Annotated in this window: 16 protein-coding genes; 8 read left to right on the top strand and 8 right to left on the bottom strand. The window is 72.4% G+C overall.

Going from position 1 to position 15,503, the window contains the following annotated elements; all coding sequences use genetic code 11:
* Nucleotides 1-1,014: a YlbL family protein gene (locus MILUP08_RS29675; protein WP_007464784.1), complete on the bottom strand. Its 1,014-nt coding sequence runs from the start codon at nt 1,012-1,014 to the stop codon at nt 1-3.
* Nucleotides 1,015-1,198: 184 nt separating this feature from the next.
* Between MILUP08_RS29675 and MILUP08_RS29680 the strand changes: the two genes are divergently transcribed.
* Nucleotides 1,199-2,431, top strand: coding sequence for a zinc-dependent metalloprotease (locus tag MILUP08_RS29680; protein ID WP_083915943.1), 1,233 nt, complete (start codon nt 1,199-1,201; stop codon nt 2,429-2,431).
* A gap of 196 nt (nt 2,432-2,627) precedes the next feature.
* On the opposite strand, the gene MILUP08_RS29685 is transcribed toward MILUP08_RS29680, so the two are convergent.
* The gene (locus tag MILUP08_RS29685; RefSeq protein ID WP_007464789.1) at nt 2,628-3,236 is read right to left on the bottom strand and encodes a hypothetical protein; all 609 of its coding nucleotides are present in this window, start codon (nt 3,234-3,236) and stop codon (nt 2,628-2,630) included.
* A 173-nt stretch (nt 3,237-3,409) separates the two neighbouring features.
* Nucleotides 3,410-3,940: a M48 metallopeptidase family protein gene (locus tag MILUP08_RS29690; RefSeq protein ID WP_007464791.1), complete on the bottom strand. Its 531-nt coding sequence runs from the start codon at nt 3,938-3,940 to the stop codon at nt 3,410-3,412.
* Between the two features lie 516 nt (nt 3,941-4,456).
* Between MILUP08_RS29690 and MILUP08_RS36170 the strand changes: the two genes are divergently transcribed.
* The 3 genes from MILUP08_RS36170 (at nt 4,457) to MILUP08_RS29705 (ending at nt 7,297) form a co-directional block, all read left to right on the top strand.
* Nucleotides 4,457-4,624: a DUF5679 domain-containing protein gene (locus tag MILUP08_RS36170; RefSeq protein WP_007464795.1), complete on the top strand. Its 168-nt coding sequence runs from the start codon at nt 4,457-4,459 to the stop codon at nt 4,622-4,624.
* A gap of 217 nt (nt 4,625-4,841) precedes the next feature.
* Nucleotides 4,842-5,954 (top strand): ThiF family adenylyltransferase, encoded by a 1,113-nt coding sequence (locus tag MILUP08_RS29700; RefSeq protein WP_007464797.1) that lies wholly within the window; start codon nt 4,842-4,844, stop codon nt 5,952-5,954.
* Nucleotides 5,951-7,297 carry an ABC1 kinase family protein gene (locus MILUP08_RS29705; RefSeq protein WP_039906849.1) on the top strand — a complete coding sequence of 449 codons (1,347 nt, stop codon included), beginning with the start codon at nt 5,951-5,953 and terminating at the stop codon, nt 7,295-7,297. The genes MILUP08_RS29700 and MILUP08_RS29705 overlap by 4 nt, the downstream gene beginning before the upstream one ends.
* Before the next feature lie 306 nt (nt 7,298-7,603).
* Here MILUP08_RS29705 and MILUP08_RS29710 read toward each other — a convergent pair whose 3' ends face one another.
* The 3 genes from MILUP08_RS29710 to MILUP08_RS29720 all read right to left on the bottom strand — a co-directional run bounded on the left by MILUP08_RS29710 (nt 7,604) and on the right by MILUP08_RS29720 (nt 10,635).
* The gene (locus tag MILUP08_RS29710; protein WP_007464802.1) at nt 7,604-7,969 is read right to left on the bottom strand and encodes a WhiB family transcriptional regulator; all 366 of its coding nucleotides are present in this window, start codon (nt 7,967-7,969) and stop codon (nt 7,604-7,606) included.
* Between the two features lie 129 nt (nt 7,970-8,098).
* A complete protein-coding gene (locus tag MILUP08_RS29715; protein WP_007464804.1) occupies nt 8,099-8,347 on the bottom strand; it encodes a hypothetical protein in 249 nt (82 codons plus the stop codon).
* A 122-nt stretch (nt 8,348-8,469) separates the two neighbouring features.
* The gene (locus MILUP08_RS29720; RefSeq protein ID WP_039906852.1) at nt 8,470-10,635 is read right to left on the bottom strand and encodes an ATP-dependent DNA helicase UvrD2; all 2,166 of its coding nucleotides are present in this window, start codon (nt 10,633-10,635) and stop codon (nt 8,470-8,472) included.
* A gap of 93 nt (nt 10,636-10,728) precedes the next feature.
* On the opposite strand from MILUP08_RS29720, the gene MILUP08_RS29725 reads away from it, so the two are divergent.
* The gene (locus MILUP08_RS29725) at nt 10,729-10,971 is read left to right on the top strand and encodes a mycoredoxin (RefSeq protein WP_007464808.1); all 243 of its coding nucleotides are present in this window, start codon (nt 10,729-10,731) and stop codon (nt 10,969-10,971) included.
* Nucleotides 10,972-11,039: 68 nt separating this feature from the next.
* Here the strand turns inward: MILUP08_RS29725 and MILUP08_RS29730 are convergent, their stop codons facing one another.
* On the bottom strand, nt 11,040-12,338 hold the full coding sequence (locus MILUP08_RS29730; protein WP_007464809.1) for an MFS transporter: 1,299 nt from the start codon (nt 12,336-12,338) through the stop codon (nt 11,040-11,042).
* Nucleotides 12,339-12,554: 216 nt separating this feature from the next.
* On the opposite strand from MILUP08_RS29730, the gene MILUP08_RS29735 reads away from it, so the two are divergent.
* From MILUP08_RS29735 to MILUP08_RS29745, 3 genes are all read left to right on the top strand, one after another.
* Nucleotides 12,555-13,535, top strand: coding sequence for a helix-turn-helix domain-containing protein (locus MILUP08_RS29735; RefSeq protein WP_007464810.1), 981 nt, complete (start codon nt 12,555-12,557; stop codon nt 13,533-13,535).
* A gap of 73 nt (nt 13,536-13,608) precedes the next feature.
* On the top strand, nt 13,609-13,848 hold the full coding sequence (locus tag MILUP08_RS29740) for a DUF397 domain-containing protein (protein WP_039906854.1): 240 nt from the start codon (nt 13,609-13,611) through the stop codon (nt 13,846-13,848).
* Nucleotides 13,849-14,063: 215 nt separating this feature from the next.
* Nucleotides 14,064-14,339: a hypothetical protein gene (locus MILUP08_RS29745; protein ID WP_007464814.1), complete on the top strand. Its 276-nt coding sequence runs from the start codon at nt 14,064-14,066 to the stop codon at nt 14,337-14,339.
* Between the two features lie 161 nt (nt 14,340-14,500).
* On the opposite strand, the gene nudC is transcribed toward MILUP08_RS29745, so the two are convergent.
* A complete protein-coding gene (gene nudC / locus MILUP08_RS29750) occupies nt 14,501-15,460 on the bottom strand; it encodes an NAD(+) diphosphatase (RefSeq protein WP_007464816.1) in 960 nt (319 codons plus the stop codon).
* Nucleotides 15,461-15,503: the final 43 nt, after the last annotated feature.

Here is a 15,503-nt window from a genome sequence, read left to right on the forward strand (position 1 = left end):
TCAGCAGCGGGTCGGCTGACCACCCGCGCGCAACGTCTCCAGCGCGGTGAGCGCCTCGTCCAGTGAGCCCACCTTCAGCAACGGCAGGTCGGGCTGCGGATTGCGGACCGCCTCGGCGCAATTGTCCGCCGGCACCAGGAAGACCTTGGCACCCGCACGCTTCGCGCCGACCAGCTTCTGGGCGATGCCGCCGATCGGGCCGACCGTGCCCTCGTCGTCGATGGTGCCGGTGCCCGCGATGACCTTTCCGCCGGTGAGGTCGGCCGGGGTCAGCTTGTCCACGATGCCCAGGGCGAACATCAGGCCGGCGCTCGGGCCACCGATGTCCCCCAGGTCGATGCCGAGCGTGAACGGGTGCGGCTGCTGCTGGTCGATCTCGACGCCGATCCGCGGCCGGCCGTCCTGCTCCCGGCTCGTCACCGTCGCCGTGGCCGCCGCGCCGTCGCGCGTGTAACCGATCCGCAGGGCCGTACCGGACGGCTTGGCCCGGATCAGCTCGGTGACCTTGGCGGCCACCGGCACCGGCTGACCGTCGACCGAGGTGACCACGTCGCCGACCTTGAGCACCCCGGCGGACGGGCCGTCCGCGGCGACCGTCTTGATCACCACCTGCACCGGGAAGCCCAGCTCGCGCAGCGCGGCCGTCTCGGCGCTGGTCTGCGAGACCTTGAAGTCCTCGGCGTTGCGCTGCTCGACCTGCTCCGTCGACTCCCCCGGCGGGTAGACCAGCTCGCGCGGCACCACCGCCTCGTCGTCGGAGAACCAGCCGGCGATCGCCGAGCGGAGCCGCACCGTGGGCTGCACCCCCACTGTCGTCAGCCGGAGCTGGCCGGCGGAGGTGGACGTCTCCCGGCCGGTGACCTGGATGACCTCCTTACCGTCGGCCGTGCCGAGGGTGTTGACCGTCGGGCCCGGGCCGAGCACCACGTACGGGATCGGCACCCGGAGCACCCCGATGCTCAGCAGGGCGGTGAACAGGGCACCGAGCAGGACCGTCAGGCCGCGACGTCTCATGCGCCAGAGCGTACCGATTGCTCGGGGCCCGCCCGACGGATGCGCCACGCGACTTCGCCCTCAGCGCAACGCCAGCGGCGGCTACCTGGGGCGCGGCGCGCGTAACGTAGACGTCGTGCCTGATATTCCGTTCGGTTTCGCGCTCCCGGGTGGGCAACCACCAGACCCCAACGATCCCGCGCAGATGCAGCAGTTCATGTCGCAGTTGCAGCACCTGCTCTCGGCGCCGGGCAGCGGGCCGGTCAACTGGGACCTGGCCCGGCAGGTGGCGGCCAGCCAGCTCGCCGCCGCCGGCGACCCGGCGGTCTCCCCGTACGAGCGCAACGCGGTCGAGGAGGCGTTGCGCCTGGCCGACCTGTGGTTGGAGCCGGCCTCGTCCTGGCCGTCGGGCATCCAGTCCCCGGTCGCCTGGAACCGCAACGAGTGGATCTTCAAGACGCTCGACGTGTGGCGCAAGCTCTGCGACCCGGTGGCCAGCCGCATGGTCGGCGCGATGGGCGACCTGGTGCCGCCGGAGGCGCGCGCCCAGCTCGGCCCCATGCAGTCGATGGTGGCCACCCTCGGTGGCGCACTCTTCGGCGGTCAGCTCGGGCAGGCCCTCGGCTCGCTCGCCGCGGAGGTGCTCTCCGCCGGCGACATCGGGCTGCCGCTCGGCCCGGCCGGCACGGCCGCGCTGATCCCGGCAAACATCCGCGCGTACGGCGAGGGCCTGGAGCTGCCCGAGGACGAGGTCCGCCTCTACGTGGCGCTGCGCGAGGCCGCCCACCAGCGGCTGTTCCAGCACGTCCCGTGGCTGCGCGGGCACGTGCTCACTGCCGTCGAGATGTACGCCTCGGGCATCCGCGTCAACCGCGAGGCGATCGAGGAGGCGATGGGCCGCGTCGACCCGACCGACCCGGAGTCGATGCAGGCGATCGCCCTGGAAGGCATCTTCACCCCGGAGGACAGCCCGGCGCAGAAGGCCTCGCTGGCCCGGTTGGAGACCGCACTGGCCCTGGTCGAGGGCTGGGTGTGCCACGTGGTGGACAGCGCGGCAAGCGACCGCCTGCCCAACGTCGTCCGGCTGGGCGAGGCGTTCCGCCGCCGCCGGGCCGCAGGCGGCCCCGCCGAGCAGACCTTCGCCGCGCTCGTCGGCCTGGAGCTGCGCCCGCGCCGGCTGCGCGAGGCGGCGGCCCTGTGGGCTGCGCTCACCCAGCACCGCGGCATCGAAGGCCGGGACGCCGTCTGGGGCCACCCCGACCTGCTCCCGTCGGACGACGACTTCGCCGACCCGGTGGCCTTCGCGATGAACGACATGGACCTGAGCGAGCTGGACAGCTTCGACTTCACCGCGCCCGGTGGAGCCCCGGAGAAGGCCCCGGGCCAGCCCGACGAGACCGAGGGCGACGCCGACACCGACACCGACGGCAAGGCCTGACGCGCAGGCCCGGGTGCCCGCGCCACTCGGTGGCGGGCACCCGGCACGCGTCCGCGCCAGGTTGTCCGGTCAGCAAAGCGGCTGATCGAGTGGGGCGCTCGGTTGCCGACCAGCCGGAACGCCGGCGCAGCGCGCGGCCACCGACCAGCCAGAACCGCCGACCAGCGGAGCAGGGGGCGGAGCGCGTGTTGCCTGGTCAGCCCGGGCGGCCCGACCCGGACAGCAGCGCGCGGGTGGCCTCCCAGCCCTCGAAGGCCGGGTCCAGGGTGGCGAGGTCGGCCGGGCCGCGCTGCCGCCGCCAACCGGCCGTGACGGCGACGTCCCCGGGCGCGGGAGCACCGGCTCGGGCGTCGGCCGGCGTCGCCGTGTCCAGGTCGAGCGGGGGCAACCACTCCGGCACGGGCAGTCGTACGGCCACTCCGAGCAGACCCGCACCGCCGCCCTCCACCGGGGCCACGGCGACCGACCGGGTGGTGAGCGGACGCAGCAGCTTGCCGACGGTCAGCGCGGGCAGGTCGGGCACGTCGGCGGAGAGCACGGCCGCCTGGTCGTAGCCGTCCAACGCCGCGAACACGGCGTTCGGCGTCGGCTCGGCCACCTCGTACACCGCGGTGCCGGGCCAGACCAGCGCGTCGGCGAGGGCTCGGTCGGCGGGGGTGACCGCGACCGCGACCTCCACCTCGTTGAGCGTGGCGAACAGGTCGATGACGTCTTCCGCGAGGGCCGCTCGCCATTCGGCCCGGTCGACGCCCGGCGGTGACCAGGGAACCGGCCCGAGCAACGCCACTACCACCCGTCGTGCCACCCCCCGACCCTAGCGCCCACCCCTCGGCCGCCCCACGGCCGTCCCGCACGGCGTGCGAAGGCGTGATCGACTCGCCTTCCTTGAAATCGTGGTCTCCGGAAGGCATCGATAGCGCGATTTTCAGGAACGCGAGTCGATCAACCTCGCCAGCTGGAGACTCGGGGCGCTGTGGATCAGGTGGGGACGGGGGTGCAGGAGGCGGCGGCGACGCCCTCGAGGTAGCCGCGGGCGCGCTCCGACTTGGGGTAGCGGCCGACCAGCGCCCAGAAGCGGGCGTTGTGGCTGGGCACGATGAGGTGGGTAAGCTCGTGCAGCAGCACGTAGTCGATCACCCAGTCGGGCATGTCCTGGACGCGGTGCGAGATGCGGATGCTGCGGTCGGCGGGCGTGCAGGAGCCCCAGCGGCCGTTCTGGTTGGTGACCCAGCGGACGCTTGCGGGTACCGCCTTGGCGCCGTACCCGCCGAGGTAGAGATCGATCAGCCGGTTGGCCCGGGCGACCAGTTCGTCGTCCGAGCGGGCGAGCCGGCCCTCGCGGGCGGCGAGTCGCGCCAACATGCGGTCGACCCACTCGCTCTCCTCGGCCCGGGAGAACTGGTCCGGGATGAGGACGACCACCCGCTCACCGTCACGGTACGCAGACACCGTGCGTCGCCGACGCTGGCTGCGCCGCACCTCGACGACCGGCTTACGCGTCCCCGCCATCACTGGCCCGCGCAGCCTCGGCTACGTGTCACGAAGGAAAGCTAATGCGTACTGACCAGGGGTCCGCAAGGGTCAACCGCACGACACGCGCCCAAAAAATGGTGATTGGTCGTCCCGCGTCCCGAAAATTTCTTGGGCCGCTGCTCGCCCGGACGCCGCCGGGCCGTCTCGTCACCCACCGTGTACGCCGACGTCGCGGCTCCCCTCCACCGTAGGTGATCACCGTGCCCGGAGCCGCCGCGGGGGCACTCGCACGGGTGGCTGTGAGGGTTTGGTCGGCGTGTCCCCGCCAAACTGACTTATCCGACCTAATTCGCCATGCACACTCTCGACGTCGACTTGCTCACAGTGTCGATGCACAGCTGACATGGAACTGCCCAGACCTGGGTAGGGTCCGCGGACCAGCGGTCACGAAGGTGGCCGTGGAGTGAGACCCAGCGCCGGCGCCCCGTGTGGCCCGCCGCCGGGCACCCCGCCGGGACCGTATTGACCGGCGGACGAGACGAGGAGGGCACCGTGGCCGACCAGGCCCAGACCTACAACGGTTACTGCGTGAAGTGCAAGGAGAAGCGGGACTTCGAGGGGCACGTGGAGGTCTCGAAGACCGGCATGAACATGGCCAAGGGCAAGTGTCCGGTTTGCGGCACAACAGTGAACCGGATTCTCGGCAAGGCGAAGGTCTGACCCGTACGGATCAACGGGGGGCGGACGGCCACACCGGCCGTCCCGCCCCCCGTTGCGGGCCCGGGAGAAGGCACGCGGCCTGCCTGTCGGGTGACTGACAGCACGTCCGGCGACCTGTGGATAACCCGGCAGATCCTGTGGACAAGGCTGGATACGGCCTCGACCGCCTGTGGACAACGATCGACCGAGCGCAGGGAAGCGGTCACGATTCGTCACCATGAGTCGTACCGCGTTGCCCCGCCCCACGCTTCTTCCCGGCCTCAGCCGGCTCTGGCGGGATCGACACACCCTCCAGCTCGGTGTCGGCCCGGGGCCCGCCGTGCTGGTGGAGCTGGCCAACCCGCGTACCGCTGCCCTGCTCGACCTGCTGGACGGCACCCGCAGCGAGCGGGAGGTGCTGGTCCAGGCGAGCGCGGCCCAGGTCGCCACCGACGACGCGCGTACGCTGCTGGACGCCCTGCGCGCGGCGGGCCTGTTGGTGCCGGCGCACAGCCTGCTCCCCCGCGACCTGGCCGGGCCGGTCCGGGCCCGGCTCGCCGCCGAAGCCGGAGCGTTGGCCCTGGTCGCGGCCCGGCTGCCCGGGACTCCCGCCCAGGTCCTGCGTCGCCGGCGGGCGGCCCGGGTGCTGCTCGCCGGCGCGGGTGCGCTCGGCGGTCCGCTGGCCGTGGCGCTGGCCCAGGCCGGCGTCGGACAGGTCATCCCGCACCTCACCGGTCCGGTGCGCCCGACCGACCTGGTCGGGACGGGCATCCCCGCCACCGAGCTGGGCCGGCCGCTGGCCCCGGCGGTCCGGGCGGCGGTCGACCGTGTCGCGCCGGGCACCGGCACCCACCCGGTCCGGGCCACCCGAGTGGACCTGGTGATCCAGCTCGGCACGGACCGTCCGCCCGCGCTGCTCGCGGCCGGTCTCGCCCAGCGCCGTCAACCGCACCTGCTGGTGACCCTCCGCGAGGGCGTACCTGTCATCGGGCCGTTGGTCCGCCCACCTGCGGGGCCGTGCCTGCGCTGCGTCGAACTGCACCGCGCCGACCGCGATCCGGCCTGGCCGGGGCTCGCCGCCCAACTCGCCACGGCTGAGCCGGTGGCCGCCTGCGCGACAGGCACCCTGCTCGCGGCCATCGGGTACGCGGTCGCGGAGGCACTGGTGCACCTCGACGGCGGTCACCCCGAGACGCTGGGCGGCGCCATGGAGATCACCGGAGCGGGCCGGTTCCGCCGCCGGGGTTGGCCGCCGCACCCGGCGTGCGGGTGCTCGTCGAGCCGGGTGTACGCACCAGCCCGGCCGCACAGCAGCAGCGGACCCCTCCGGTCGGTAACAATGGCGAAGTGACCGACATCCCGCGCCGGGCCGTGTCCCGGACCGCCAAGCTCGCCGCTCTGCCGCTCGGCTTCGCCGGCCGGACCGTCCTCGGCATGGGTAAGCGCGTCACCGGGCTCGCCTCCGACGTGATCTCCGCAGAGATCCAGCAGCGCACCGCCGAGCAGTTGTTCAGCGTGTTGGGCCAGCTCAAGGGCGGGGCGATGAAGTTCGGCCAGGCGTTGTCGGTCTTCGAGGCGGCCTTGCCGGAGGAGATCGCCGCGCCGTACCGGCAGGCGTTGACCAAGCTTCAGGAGGCCGCGCCGCCGCTGCCGGCCGCGAGCGTGCACAAGGTGCTGGCCGAGCAGCTCGGCCCCGACTGGCGCGACCGGTTCGTCGAGTTCAACGACACTCCGGCGGCGGCGGCCAGCATCGGGCAGGTGCACCGGGCACGGTGGCGTGAGCCGGGGTACGGCCCGTCCGGCGAGCCGAACAGCCGCGACGTGGCCGTCAAGATCCAGTATCCGGGGGCCGGTGACGCGCTGCTCGCCGACCTCAAGCAGCTCTCCCGGCTGGGCGGCATGTTCCGGGCGATCCAGCCCGGCCTCGACGTCAAGCCCCTCCTCGTCGAGTTGCGTGAACGGATCACCGAGGAGCTGGACTACGAGCTCGAGGCCGAGTCGCAGCGCACCTTCGCCGCCGCGTACGCCGACGATCCGGAGATCTTCATCCCGGAGGTGGTCTCCACGTCGCCCCGGGTGCTCGTCACCGAGTGGGTGACGGGCACACCGCTTGCCGACATCATCCGGGAGGGCACCGAGGAGCAGCGGGACGAGGCCGGCCGGCTCATGGCCACGTTTCATCTCTCCGCGCCCCAGCGGGCCGGTCTTCTGCACGCCGACCCGCACCCGGGCAACTTCCGACTGCTGCCCGACGGCCGGCTCGGGGTGATCGACTTCGGTGCGGTGGCCCGGATGCCCGAGGGCACGCCGGAGCCGATCGGCCTCATCGCGGGCCGGGCCCTGCGCGGCGACGCGGACGGGGTGGTGGCGGGCCTACGGGACGAGGGGTTCGTCGGCGCCACCGACGAGATCGACGCCGAGGGGGTCCTCGACTTCCTCCGCCCGATGCTGGAGCCCATCGCGGCCGACGGGTTCCGCTTCACCCGGGCCTGGCTGCGGGCCGAGGCGGGCCGGCTGGCCAGCCCCCGCTCCCCCACCTACCAGCTGAGCAGGCAGCTCAACCTGCCCCCGTCGTACCTGCTCATCCACCGGGTGACGCTCGGCTCGATCGGGGTGCTCTGCCAGTTGGAGGCCAAGGCTCCGTACCGCAGCATCCTGGAGCGCTGGCTGCCGGGCTTCGCCCCGGTGGCCTGAGCAGGGCGGGTCGAGACGTCACGAAGGGCGGGTGCCGACCGGCACCCGCCCTTTCTGGTGAGGTGGTACTAGAGAACGCCCAGGTCGCGCGCCGACTGGTTGCGGCTGTTCATGGCGACGGTACGGGCGGATCGGGTTGCCTCAGTGCTCGTGGTGGTACGACCGGCCTGAGGCCGGCGCATTCGAGCCCTGGTCAACGCTTCGTGGAGTAGTTGCATCTCGAAGGCTCCACTCGGAACGTTCAACATCGTTTTCTCACTCACTGCCGGTGTGCCACCGGCGTAGTTGGTACGGGTCGGGAACATGTCAGGCTGCCAGCCGGACCGCGCCACGCACCTCGGACAGCCCACTGGCTGCCAGGCGCGCCTCGGCCTCGACCCGAAGCTCGGCGTCACGAGCGACGTCCTCCTTGCGCGGACGGCCACGGGGCCGCTTGCGCGGGACGACCGCGCCACGCTCGAAGATCTCGCCGCCCCAGACGCCCCACGGCTCCGCTCGCTCCACCGCCCCGGCCAGGCACTCGACGCGCAGCGGGCAGTCCCCGCAGAGCGACTTGGCCAGCTCGAGCTCGGCAGGCGAGTCGGAGAACCACAGGTCGGGGTCGAACTTCCGGCAGGGCAGGTTCGCCTCCAGCTCGACGCTCACATCGAGGGGGGCCAACGCCAGACTCATCTCCCGGTCACCTCTCTCTCACTTCGATCTCGTGGATCGCATTCCGACGTACTTCGGCGGGGCAAAAAACTGAGGCCGCGGATCCCGGTAGCGGGTTCCGCGGCCTCGAGGTGAGCCGGTGTCTGAAGATCAGACCGGTCTACCTCGAGGTGGAACGCCGCGGACATCAGTGCGCTTCTTGACGCCATTGATGTCCATGCCCGTGATGCCACTGGTCCCGTTGAATCCGGTGGGCGCGACGGCCAGGGTCAGCTCGGCCTGAACCTGGTGCACCTGCGGAACCGACGGTCGTGCGGCCGCAAGGGCCACCCGGACAGCCGACAGCGGAGCGCAGACAGACGGCATCGCCGTCAGACGCTCATAGGTGAAGATCTCCACGGTGGCCACCTCCCTCACGTTCCTCGAATCGACTGGACCAACCCCCGTGAGCAGCCGGAATGGCGCCGCTCGCGTGGTGTGTTCTGAGGCTATTCCTCGCCCGGGGGCGAGGGCAAACGAATTTACGACGAGATTTCGAAAGTTTTCTCCGGGCAGACGTCGTCCACCCCCGCGCCCTGCACGAGCGCCAGCACCGACTCCCCGTAGAGGCCCAGTTTCCGGGGGCCGATGCCGGCGATGGCGATCAACTCTTCCGGCCGGCCGGGCCGCCGCTCGGCCAACGCGGTCAACGTGGCGTCGGTGAAGACCACGTACGCCGGGACCTTCTGCGCGCCGGCCACCCGCTGCCGCCACTCGCGCAGCCGTTCGTGCAGCTCATCGTCGATGTCGGACGGACAGGTGGGGCATCGACCCAGCTTGCGGTCGGGGCCCGCGAGCAGGGTGGCGCCGCAGATCCGACAGGACACGATCTGCGTCCGGCGTCGTTCGGGACGGCGCGCGGGACCGGTGGAGGCGCCGGCCCGCTCGGTGCCGCCGGAGCGGTCCAGCTGGGGCAGGAACCGCGACGGCCGCCGGGCCCGCCCGCCCGGCGAACGCGCGGCGGCGTACGACAGCCAGAGCCACTGCCGCGCGCGGGTGATCCCGACGTAGAGCAGCCGGCGCTCCTCCTCGACCTGCTCGACGGTCTTGGCGTACGTGGTGGGCAGGGTGCCCTCGGCGAGGCCGACCAGGAAGACGGCGTCCCACTCCAGCCCCTTGGCCGAGTGCAGCGACGCCAGCGTGACCCCGTCCACCGTCGGCACGTGCTGCTGGGCGGCCCGCCGTGCCAGCTCCTCGGTGAAGTCGGTGAGGGTGACCGGGCGCTCCACCGACGCGGCCTCGCCGATCGGCACGACCTCGGGGGTGGCCGCGTACTCCTCGGCGAGCTGGACCAGCGCGGACAGCGCCTCCCAGCGCTCGCGGGCGGCGCCGCCGGCCGGGGGCGCATCCGGGGCCCAGCCGACAGCGGTGAGCGCCTCGACCACGGCGGTCGGCAACGGGGTCTCCCCCGGGATCGAGCGGGTGGCCGACCGCAGGGCGACCATCGCCTGGCGCACCTCGGTCCGCTCGAAGAACCGCTCGGCGCCCTGCACGACGTACGGCACGGCGGCCTCGGTGAGCGCCTTCTCGTACGCCTCGGACTGCGCGTTGACCCGGAACAGCACGGCGATCTCCTTCGCCGGCGTGCCCGCGTCGATGAGCGCGCGGCAGCGGGCAGCCACCGCGTTCGCCTCGGCCGGCTCGTCGGTGAAGATCCGCAGGTCCGGCTCGGGGCCGGGTGGGCGCTGCCCGCTCAGTTCCAGCCGCAACCGGGCCTCGGTGCCCCGGGCCTGGGAGATCACCGCGTTGGCCAGCCCGACGACCTGCGGGGTGGAGCGGTAGTCGCGGACCAGCCGGACCACTGTGGCGTTGCGGTGCCGGCGGGGGAAGTCGACCAGGTACGCCGAGGTCGCCCCGGTGAACGAGTAGATCGTCTGGCTGGCGTCGCCGACCACTGTCAGGTCGTTGCGGCCGGCCAACCAGGCTTCGAGCAACCGCTGCTGGAGTGGGTTGACGTCCTGGTACTCGTCGACCACGAAGTGCCGGTACTGGGTGCGGATCTGCTCGCCGACGTCCGGGTGCTCCTCGATGCCCCACACCGCGGCCCGCAGCATGTCCTCGAAGTCGATCACCCCGTTGGAGCGCTTCAGCTGCTCGTACGCGGTGAACACCTCGGCGACCTTCGCCGGCTCGTGCGGCGTGTCCCGCAATGCCCGGGCCGCCGCCACGACGTAGTCCCCCGGCTCGACGAGCGACGACTTGGCCCACTCGATCTCGCCGGCCAGGTCCCGCGCGGCGGCCCGGTCGGTCCGCAGGCCGACCCGGGCGGCGGCGAGGGTGACGAGCCGCACCTTGCTGTCCAGCAGCTCGGGCATGGCCCGGCCGGCCAGCAGGCGGGGGGCGAAGTACCGCACCTGCCGCAACGCGGCCGCATGGAACGTCCGCGCCTGCACGCCGCCCACCCCGAGCACGGTGAGCCGACTACGCATCTCGGCGGCGGCGCGGGCGGTGAAGGTGACCGCGAGCACGTGCCGGGGGGAGATCTCCCCGGAGAGCGCCCGGTGGGCGATCCGGGAGGTGATCGCGCGGGTCTTGCCGGTGCCGGCGCCGGCGAGGATGCAGACCGGGCCGGCGGGTGCGGTCACCGCGGAGCGCTGCTCCGGGTCGAGCCCGGCAAGTACGCCTTCCGACGCTGAGTGAACCACCACAACCAGGAATCATCTCAGCTCCTCCGGACGTTGTAGCGGACAGCCTCGGCTTGATCCGCAAGCCGGCGGTCAGAGGAGTTGGAGGATCCGACCATGCTGACGATGTATTCCACCCCCTGGTGCGGCTACTGCCACCGGCTGAAGTCGCAGCTCGACCGGGAGGGCATCGGCTACGAGGTGGTCGACATCGAGCGGGACCCGGAGGCCGCGGAGTTCGTGATGAGCGTCAACGGCGGCAACCAGACGGTGCCGACGCTGCGCTTCGACGACGGCAGCGCCCTGACCAACCCCTCGATCACACAGGTCAAGCAGCACCTGGCGACCCTCAGCGCCTGACCGGCCGGGTCACCTCTCGACGAACGGCCGCCCGCGTCCGGGCGGCCGTTCGTCGTGTCCGACATCCGTCACCGCCGGGGCGGTCGCCGCGGTCCCGTGGCCACCGGCGCGTCGATGTCGGCGTCGACCGGGCGCCGCGGCGCGGGCAGCGTCGGGCGCGGCGGCGGTGTGGGTGGACGTCCGCCGGCCGGCGCGCTCAGGTGCCGGCCCCGCCAGAGGTAGACGCCGGCCGCCAGCGTGGCCACGCCGACCAGCAGGAACAGCAGCCGGTAGTCCAGGACGCCGACCAGCAGGGCGCCGGTGCCGATGGAGAGCGCCTGCGGGCCGCTGACCAGCGCCTGGGTGGCCGCCGCGACCCGGCCGACCAGCCCGGGTGGCGTACGTCGCTGGATCAGCGTGTGCAGGCCCACCATCGTCAGCGGCAGCGAGACGCCGGCCAGCAGCACCGCCACGAACCCGAGCCGCAGATCGGGGTACGCGAGCGCGAGCGCGGCCGGGGAGAAGAAGGCCACCCCGGCGGCCAGTGTGCCGATCTCACCGAGTCGGCGGACCAGCGCCGGTGAGCAGAGCCCACCGACCAGCCCGCCGACGCCCTGCACCATGACGAGCACGCCCACGAAGGCGGCGTCCCGATCCAACCCCTGGTCGACGTAGGCGAAGATCAGCGATTCACTGAAGCCCATCACCAGCGATCCGAGCCCGTAGCCGAGCAGGGCCCGGCGCAGCGCCGGCTCACCGGTCAGGTGCCGCAGGCCCGCGCCCAGTTCGGCGGGCCAGCGCAGCCGCACGGTCGGCGGTGTCAGCGCCGGGCTCGGCACCGCGCTCACCACCGCGGCCGCGGTCAGGAAGCCGACCATGCCGATCCCGGCCAGCGCCCAACCGCCGAGCGCCGCGTAGAGCGCCGCGCCGGCCAGCGGGCCGATCAGCCGCAGCCCCTGGCGTACGGTCTGCAGCACGCCGTTCGCCTCGGCGAGCAGCTCCAGCGGCACCAACTGCCGGAGCAGCCCGCTGAGCGCCGCGCCGAGCGTGATGGACGAGAGGCCGTACAGGGCGGCGACCAGGTACACGAGCCAGACGTCGCCCGCGTCGCGGACCGTGAACAGCGGGACGAGCAGCAGCGCGGTGACCACGCTCGCGGTCACGAAGAAGGGCCGGCGCGGGTACCTGTCGACGAACCAACCGACAAGCGGCGCCAACATCATCGGGGCGATGACGGCGAAGATGATGCCGCCGGCGAGCCCGTTGGAGCCGGTCAGGTCCTTGACCCAGATGGCGAGCGCGAGCAGCAGGATCGACTCGGCGGTCATGCTGGCCAGCAGGCCGCCGAACAGCAGGCGGAAGTCGGGTCGGCGCAGGACGGTGCGCATGGGGTCCCTCCGGCGGGATGGCGTGCCCGGCTGGGCGCGGTCGACGGGGCGTGGACCACGGGTCCGTCGTCGTCCGGCGTAACCGTGGTCCATTTTTCGCAAGACACGCCCCCGCCGGACCCTCCGACGCCGGTCGCGCCGTCCATACTGACCGTGGGGGGCGAATTTCATACAGTTACCGTCGCGTCTGCGGCGGTCGACGGGAAAGAGGACACTGTGCCTCCTGCCGCACCCAGCCCGATCATGCGTCGTCGACGGTTGGGCATCGAACTGCGCAGTCTGCGCGAAGCTGCGGGCCTCACCGGTGACCAGGTTATCGAACGGATCGGTTGGGCGTCCGCGTCCAAACTGTCCCGCCTGGAGAACGGCCGCAGCCGACCGGACCCGCAGGATGTCGGCGTTCTGCTCGACCTCTACGGGGCCGACGCCGCAGCACGCGACGAGTTGCTCGGGATCGCCGGCGAGGCCGGCGACATGCGCGGATGGTTGAAGAACTTTCCGGTGATGACGCAGCAGCAGCGCAGTTGGGCCGAGTTGGAGGCGGGCTGCGCGGAGATCTCCGAGTACAACCCGGTTCTGGTGCCGGGCCTGTTGCAGACCGCCGGGTACGCGAAGGTCCGGATCGTCTCGGCCCGCCAGGTGAGCGAGGGCGCCGGCGAACCGGGCCCGGCCGACGAGCCGGAGACCGAGGTCCAGGCCCGGTTGGCCCGCCAGTTGCTGCTGACCCGCGAGCCGCACGCGCCGAGCTACACCGCCGTGCTGGAGGAGGCGGCCCTCGGCCGCCGGGCCGGCCCACCCGAGGTGCTGCACGAGCAGTTGGCCCAGCTGTGCGATCTGGCCCTGCTGCCCAACGTGACGCTGCACCTGCTTCTGCGGGACACGCAGATAGGCAATTGGTACCTTCCGCCGACCGCCTTCTCCCTCTATCGGTTCGCCGATCCGCTCGATCCGGAGACATTGGCCATCGAAGGGGGGTTCACCGACGTCATGTCGACCGAGTCAATCGCGCTAAATCGCTATAAAGTGGTGTTCGAGTGGCTATGCACGGCGGCACTTGACGCCTCGGACACCCTCTCCTGGCTGATCGAGGCGACGGGACGGCTGACCGGGGCGACGTCCCCATCCACAGTGGCGTTCGGGCCGGCAACGGCGCCGACCCAACGCCGCCGGGATTCGGGGCGACTGACGGATCGGTGATCCACGGGGGACCCTCCGTCGGGGGTGCGGCACCACTCGTCCCATCGGATCGGTTCACATCAGGAGCAGAGCCATGAACGACATCCACAACACGCCGTCCGTCTCCGCCAACTCGTTGGCGGACGCCCCGTGGCGCACAAGCACACGCAGTCAGACCTCCAACTGCGTGGAGGTCGCCCCACGTGGGCACCGGCCCGTCGGCTGTCGCGCTGCGCGACAGCAAGGACCGGGCGGCCCGGTGCTGCTGTTCAACCGGGCCGGCTGGCTCGGCTTCATCACCGGAGCGAAGACGGGCCAGTTCGATCTGAACTGAGCCTCCCGACCCGGGCGGGGCCGTCGGCACACTTGCCGGCGGCCCCGTCGTCGTATGTGGCGACGACCCCGCTGACCAGGCATCCGCCGATCGGACGAGGCTCGGAACCAATAGGCGCGTTTCACTTGCTGGGATGACCACGGGGCGTAACATGACCCACGAGAACGTGGAACTTCCACACTGGCTCATTCGTCGCGGTTCATCCGGAGACCCTTATGCGGTTCCTGATCGTTCGCACCGACATCCGCACCGTCGCCGACGGCGACATCGCCGCCGCCTGGGCGGACGGTCATCGCCTCCGCGACGAGACGACCGCGCCGGAACCGCGCCGGCAGACCGTGCACGCCGAGGACCGGGACGCGGCGCTGCTGCTGGCCCGGGCCCTCTCCACGGTCGGCGCGGTGCGCGCCGGCAAGCAACGGGTCAAGGTCCTGCCGCTCGGCGAACCGCGGTCCGCCTTCCGACGCAGACCCGGCCGCACCGGCACCTGACCCCACAGACGTCCGTCGTGGTCGGCTCGGCTCCCCCGCCGCGTCATTCGCTCCCACCGGCCACGACGGCCCGTGTTCCCGGCCCGTGACCGCCGCGGCAACGGCGGCCGCGGGCCGGGACCGTGCTCAGTGGTCGGCGTCCACCCGGCCGGCCAACCAGCTCAGTGGTCGGCGTCCACCCAGCCGTCCAACCAACGGTGGATGAGGAACAACGCGATCGACGACGGCGGCGGCAGGATCAGTCGGGCCCCGTCCCCCACGTCCACGGCCCTCCCCGCACACGCGGCCCCGATCTCCGCGCGGCTGAACCAGCGGGCGTACGCGATCTCGGACGGGTCGACCCGCACCGGATCCGCCGGGTCCGCGGTGGCCAGGAAGCCAAGCATCAGCGAGCCCGGGAACGGCCAGGCCTGGCTGCCGACGTACGCGATCCGCTCGACGGAGATGCCCACCTCCTCGCGGACCTCGCGCAGCACCGCGGCCTCCGCCGACTCCCCCGGCTCGACGTACCCGGCCAGGCAGGAGTAGCGCCGGCCGCCCGGGGTGCCCGGCCAGCCGGCGTTGTTGCCGAGCAGGCAGCGGCCCTCGGGGCCGTCGACGCCGTCGTGCACCAGCACGATCATCGCCGGGTCGGTGCGCGGCCAGATCCGCCCGCCGTCGCGATCCACCCGGGACCAGCCGGCCTCGTCCATCACGGTCGGCGCACCGGTGGCCGTCGAGTAGCCGTGCCGGGTGTGCCAGTTGAGCAGCGCGAGCGCCGTGGTGAAGATGCCGGCCTCCCGGTCGCCGAGCAGGTGGCCCACCTCCCGCAGGTTGACCGGCCGGGTGCCCGGCACCGTCGGCAGCGGCGCGTCGAGCGCGAAGACCGGCACCCCGTCCGGCTCGACGCCGAGGAACATCGCCGTCGACTCGGCGCCGGCCGGCACGTCGGCCGCGCCGAACAGCACCAGCACGGGAGGAGACACGTCGGTACGGGCGAGCGTCCGCCCGTCGTCGGTCGAGTCGAGCAGCAGTATCCGACCGCGCAGCCACGCCTCGGTCAGCCACTGCGCGTCGCCCCTGCGGTGCGCGGCGCGATCCAGCGTGGACCGCGCCAGCGGCGGCGCCGCCTCCCCGCTCACGTCCGCGCTCCGCGGCCGGCAGCCCGCCCCAGCGGGTCGTGGC

The sequence above is a fragment of the Micromonospora lupini str. Lupac 08 genome (assembly GCF_000297395.2).
GTDB lineage: Bacteria > Actinomycetota > Actinomycetes > Mycobacteriales > Micromonosporaceae > Micromonospora > Micromonospora lupini.

Coding starts and splice junctions, on each gene's coding strand:
- MILUP08_RS29675 (WP_007464784.1), bottom strand. CDS start 1,014: ATGAGACGTCGCGGCCTGACGGTCCTGCTCGGTGCCCTGTTCACCGCC.
- MILUP08_RS29680 (WP_083915943.1), top strand. CDS start 1,199: ATGCAGCAGTTCATGTCGCAGTTGCAGCACCTGCTCTCGGCGCCGGGC.
- MILUP08_RS29690 (WP_007464791.1), bottom strand. CDS start 3,940: ATGGCGGGGACGCGTAAGCCGGTCGTCGAGGTGCGGCGCAGCCAGCGT.
- MILUP08_RS29700 (WP_007464797.1), top strand. CDS start 4,842: ATGAGTCGTACCGCGTTGCCCCGCCCCACGCTTCTTCCCGGCCTCAGC.
- MILUP08_RS29710 (WP_007464802.1), bottom strand. CDS start 7,969: ATGAGTCTGGCGTTGGCCCCCCTCGATGTGAGCGTCGAGCTGGAGGCG.
- MILUP08_RS29725 (WP_007464808.1), top strand. CDS start 10,729: ATGCTGACGATGTATTCCACCCCCTGGTGCGGCTACTGCCACCGGCTG.
- MILUP08_RS29730 (WP_007464809.1), bottom strand. CDS start 12,338: ATGCGCACCGTCCTGCGCCGACCCGACTTCCGCCTGCTGTTCGGCGGC.
- MILUP08_RS29740 (WP_039906854.1), top strand. CDS start 13,609: ATGAACGACATCCACAACACGCCGTCCGTCTCCGCCAACTCGTTGGCG.
- MILUP08_RS29745 (WP_007464814.1), top strand. CDS start 14,064: ATGCGGTTCCTGATCGTTCGCACCGACATCCGCACCGTCGCCGACGGC.